The organism is Rhizobium mongolense USDA 1844 (assembly GCF_000419765.1).
Lineage (GTDB): Bacteria > Pseudomonadota > Alphaproteobacteria > Rhizobiales > Rhizobiaceae > Rhizobium > Rhizobium mongolense.
Window position 1 is genome coordinate 1 of the sequence record NZ_ATTQ01000076.1, and the last position, 3,828, is coordinate 3,828.

Consider the following 3,828-nt stretch of genomic DNA (forward strand, 5'->3'; position numbering starts at 1 on the left):
GCGTCATTCGCCGCCACGCTTTCAAAGCCATAGGTCGATGTCAGGAAGACGGGTGGCTGGACCGCTCTTGAGAAGGCGGCAGGATCGAACGCGTGGTGGATGGCCCGGGTGTCAAACCCAAGGCACACGCCGTGCGACAGGTCGGAGTGGTCCTGGAGGTTGCCTTGTTGGTTGCTGCCGGTCATTGGTTCGCGGTAATCCTCTTTGCTTCTGACCACAGTGGCAGCATACTAGTCCGCAAGAAATATCCAATTCGGCGGAAAGAAGATGGTCCAGTTAGAAAGTCAGGCGACACCAGAACGCGCAAGGAAGATGGGAGCACGCCAAATTTACGAGGCGCTCAAGGATCAGATCTTGAGCCAAGTTTATCAGGCTGGTGGTCAGCTGCCGTCATCTCGAAATCTGTCGAACGAGATTGGCGTATCACGAACGACCGTGACTGCCGCCTATGAGCGGCTTGCGGCAGAGGGCTTTGTGGAGCTGCGCCAAGGTGCCCGCCCGCGGGTCGCAGCGTTGCCATTCGGGCAGCGTCCGAGAGACGCCACGTCGAAGCAACGGGCCGCTCAGCGCCTGTCGGCCTATGGTGAAAAACTTCGGGCGACACCGCCTTGGCTCGATTATTTGCCTAGTTCGCTCATGGTTGATTTCCGCTACGGAGATCTCGCTCCATCCGATTTTCCGGCGCTTGCCTGGAAGAAAGCTGTCAACGCGGTCATCGCTCAGCGACCGAGCCGACTTGCCTACGATGACCCGCGAGGATCGCTGCGTTTGCGCCAAGCCCTGCAAGGGTATCTTTGGCGAGCGCGAACATTGCGCTGCGATCTGGAACAAATCATCATCGTGAATGGCTCCCAGCAAGGATTAGACCTTTGCGCGCGACTTCTGCTCGGCCCTGACAGCGACTTCGTCATCGAAAACCCCGGCTATCGAATGGCTCGTCAGATCTTCGCCAGCACAGGCGCCTCCGCAATCGCCGTCGGCGTCGACTGCGAGGGTCTGAAGACCGAGCTATTGGAGGGCGTGCGTGCCCGGCTGGCCTACGTCACACCTTCCCATCAGTTTCCGCTCGGCGGCGTCATGCCGATTTCTCGCCGTCATCAGCTTCTCGAATGGGCGCGGGAAAACGGTGCTTACGTGATCGAGGACGATTACGACAGCGAATACCGCTACGATATCAGCCCGGTGCCTCCACTCCATAGTCTGGAGGCCGGAAGCAACGTCATTTATCTCGGTACGATCTCCAAAACGCTCTCGCCCATGATGCGCATCGGCTATCTTGTTGTGCCGCCGGAACTGCAGGACGTGTTCGCAACCGCCAAGCAGCTGTTTAACAGACATTCGCCGGTGACCGAGCAGGAGGCCTTGGCGTCTTTGATCGAGAGCGGCAGTTATGAGAGCCATGTGCGTCGCGTACGGCGGCTGAACAGAGTCCGACGCGAGACGTTGTTGAACGCGTTACAGCGCGCATTCGGCGAAAGGATCTCCGTGGAAGGCGCCGACGCCGGACTGCATGTTGTGGTCTGGTTCAACGAACTGCCGAAGTCGTCCGAGACGGCTTTGCTGGAAATCGCGCAGCGTGCCGGCATCGGAGTTTACTGCATCTCACCTCTTTATGAGCCGCAACCGGAAGAGGCGACGGCGGATAGGCTCGGGCTTGTCATGGGGTATTCAGCCTTGACCCCGCAGCAGATCGAAAAGGGTGTTCAGCTTCTTTCGGCAGCAGTCGAACGAGCCAAGGAGCAAGTCTAACAGTTGCGGCGGCATACCAACCGACGCAAACGCGAGAGGCCGTTGCTGGATGTCAGTCAGTCCCATCCAAGCAGAAACTAAACCAGCAACATGTGATCGAACTGGCTCTAGAGATCTAAAGACCAGTTCCCCGCTAAAGTTCAGGGATGACCGGGACTGGGTGCCATGACCGTGGGTTTTTACTTGCCTGGCACCAGCGCCAACCGGTTACAAAGAAAGCTTTATAAGGCTAACGCACGACTTGGCAGATAGACTGCTCACACCCATATCGCGCCCGCCGTTTCCCCGCGGCGACGTCGGCGTCGCACCTCCTTCACCTCCGCCGCCGATCTCACAGACCCGTATCGAGCCGCTTCATCTACGAACTTCAATGAAACCGTGAAACCATGGCAAAATCGATCAAATGGAAATGGACCTGCGAAACCTTAACCGCCTATCTAATGCGTCCAAAATCCCGCCAGCGTCTCGGCAATCAAGTGAAGAGAGGTGTTCAAACGACGCCAAATCGCTCAAGCATCTTTCTGATGCTGCGCATTCTGTTGGTGAAGATGTTCTGTCAGCAAGCCCTTCAGGCGTCTGTTCTCGTCGTCAAGCAAGACTAACTCGAACGACACTTCGGCTCGAGCGGTTGCCGCTCGCTCCCTCCGGGCAGGCCTGGTGCTATCAGCACCATCATTGACACTCGCACTTTGCCGACGCGTCGCCGATTTTGGAGATCGCCGCTTCGAAGAATCGTCATTCAATTTTTGCACGGAGTCGAACGGCGGATCATCGCCATGCTGAAGTGGATAAGTTTGCCCCGGATCAACGGATGAAGTCGAAAATTGCTCGCTGTCGCTGGCTTCAGCATTGTCGTCAAGGCGAGTTTCTGAACTTGCATCCGGCCGCAGCTCGCTGTCTTCGCCTGGAGTCTTCGAGACCATGTGTGGCTCGAAAAGATCTGGCGCGTCAGCTACGGCATCACGCGCAAGAGCCTTGAGATCTGTGTCGCCCCAAATCGAACCAGGCCGCGTTGTCCGTCGGCGGGCCGACTTCAATTCAGCTGCTTGATCTTCGTCGAGGCCTTCCACCTCATCCAAGAAGGTTTGTCGGCCGGACGAGGATTGCGCGCCTAGATCCTTATTTGCAACGCATGCACTTCAGTACCCGGCCGTCTGCGCTCATGACGCCCCGATTCCTGGACCTCTTTGACTGGCGGCTGGACGAGCTGTCGATTTCAGTTGAACCCGTCATTGCCACGAGATTCGATAGGTGAGTTCTCATCATGATTGGGAGTATGGTATGCTTCCGTTAGGTCAAAGGGCAGGGCGGAGGTCTGTTGCACTCCACTTTCGTTTGCTCGGTATCGGCCACATGCTCAATCGAGCTCTCTCGTGTTACTGCCGGCTATCGCCGCGAGGTTATTCGAGAAAAGAATTCCATAGGGTTCTCATAGTGCTTCTAGTGCTTCAACCTCGAGCAAACTGCACACGTTGCCGCAGCTTTAACCGGGCTCGGCGCGAGCCCTGATCATTTCTCTCCTACTTGGCTGAGATCGATAACCTTTTTTCGCGACTGGGTTGGTCGGCGATCAATCGAGCCCAAGCCGCTTGCGCAGGTCGGCATTTTCCGCACGCAGCTTATCTGCCAGAGTTTTACGGAGCCTTTTATTCTCTTCTTGAAGCTGAATAAGATCCGCCATCTCATCCGTCGCCGGCACTGTCGCCTGAACGGCCTGCTCGGTCGGCCTTGGCATTCTTTTTCTTCGGCTGTTCTTGTCACCGAGGTGCGTTCCTGCGGGCGTCGGCTTCGCTTCTTCAGATTGTTCACGGCTCTTCCTGCGATCCTTGTCACAGGTGATGAGACTACCGTCGTTTCGGCACTTGCCTTCTGGCGCCGTGGTGCGCGCTGCTTTTTGGGCGTCGGCGTTTTTGCCAGCGCATCCGCGTCTTCTACCTTGATACTGGGTCCCGCAATATTCTCGTCAGCCATAAGTTATCTCCCTCTGTAAGCAACATTTCTTTTCGGCTGAGTGAAAGACGGAGTCAACCTAGGCTACGGGTCGCTCTCAATTTAGACGCAGCCCCCAACGACCTTGTT

At 56.7% G+C, this 3,828-nt stretch carries 3 protein-coding genes and 1 pseudogene; 1 reads left to right on the plus strand and 3 read right to left on the minus strand.

Features of this window, described 5'->3' with window-relative positions:
* Positions 1 to 185 (minus strand): annotated as a pseudogene (locus A3C3_RS46505) (methionine gamma-lyase); the annotation flags it as partial.
* Positions 186 to 267: 82 nt separating this feature from the next.
* Between A3C3_RS46505 and pdxR the strand changes: the two are divergent.
* On the plus strand, positions 268 to 1,749 hold the full coding sequence (pdxR, locus tag A3C3_RS0137070) for a MocR-like pyridoxine biosynthesis transcription factor PdxR (protein ID WP_022719494.1): 1,482 nt from the start codon (positions 268 to 270) through the stop codon (positions 1,747 to 1,749).
* Between the two features lie 509 nt (positions 1,750 to 2,258).
* Here the strand turns inward: pdxR and A3C3_RS45875 are convergent.
* Positions 2,259 to 2,819 (minus strand): hypothetical protein, encoded by a 561-nt coding sequence (locus A3C3_RS45875; RefSeq protein WP_376774966.1) that lies wholly within the window; start codon positions 2,817 to 2,819, stop codon positions 2,259 to 2,261.
* A gap of 500 nt (positions 2,820 to 3,319) precedes the next feature.
* Positions 3,320 to 3,484: a hypothetical protein gene (locus A3C3_RS48360; RefSeq protein WP_312866306.1), complete on the minus strand. Its 165-nt coding sequence runs from the start codon at positions 3,482 to 3,484 to the stop codon at positions 3,320 to 3,322.
* Positions 3,485 to 3,828 lie beyond the last annotated feature (344 nt).